Annotated in this window: 1 protein-coding gene; it reads right to left on the bottom strand. The window is 40.8% G+C overall.

Features of this window, described 5'->3' with window-relative positions; translation table 11 throughout:
- Positions 1-34: 34 nt before the first annotated feature.
- Positions 35-915: IS200/IS605 family accessory protein TnpB-related protein (locus WA1_RS51975; protein WP_148663130.1), on the bottom strand; the 881-nt coding region annotated here is incomplete at its 5' end.

The following is a 915-nucleotide window of genomic DNA, read 5'->3' as shown; positions in this document are numbered from 1 at the left end:
TTGAGTTCTCCCTCGGTTTAAAACACGAGGGATTCTACATGGTTGTTACTCCGTGCTCTAAAGAGGCACTCCGTAACGTATTACGAAATGAATTCTTTAGATCGCGGAACAAATCATACCGATGTGGCAGACTCAAAACTGCCCTACCCACCTTAACTAGAACAAGTCCTAGCTGTGTGGCTACTTTCTTTGCAATGTTGGCTGCGCCGTTGCAATCCGCATTGATTAAAAAACCTTTTTTGGTTTTGTAAAGACCACGTTCAATTCTTTCACCTGATGGCTTCCATCCGTCGGGTTTTTCACCAAATGTAGGTAGGAAATCATCATCCAAAAATGAACTCTTGGAGGTGTAGCTCTCTTCAGTAATTGTTAAAACAATCCCGTATTCAGGACAAAGTTGTTTAAGCCGTTCAATCAATCTAGCAGTCGGGATTGGCACAAAATTTTGGTTCCCACGCTTGCCCATATCGGAACCATTTTTCTGCCCTTCATTCCAACCGATAATAAGATTTCCAATACCATCAGCAAGACATCGATTAATAATGAATCTTGCTGCTTTATTAATAGCATCACGCATCTGATTATTGCGTTTGCGTTGAATCCTATCAAGATTTGAATCCCAGTAGAAATCAGACTTTCCCTGCTTATATTTGGCAACAATCCGACAATAAGCTTGATTCATTGAACTTAACTTTCTCCCATCAATGATTAAGCTTTGTCCCAGTGTTGAAACACCTGTTAGCCAGTTATTTCCACCGTGGTCAAAACTCCATGCTTGGGTGTAATCAAGATTGGGATTAATTTCAACAATCTGTTTACCGTCATCGATAACCCAATCAATCCACAACTGACCGTAACAAGGACGAACTGTCACTTCTTTAACCCAATCCGAATCAATGAATTCAGGCAAGGGTA

It is taken from the genome of Scytonema hofmannii PCC 7110, from assembly GCF_000346485.2.
GTDB classification, from domain to species: Bacteria; Cyanobacteriota; Cyanobacteriia; order Cyanobacteriales; family Nostocaceae; genus Scytonema; species Scytonema hofmannii.
Note: the sequence above shows the minus strand (reverse complement) of the source record. Positions and strands in the feature narration are given on the sequence as shown.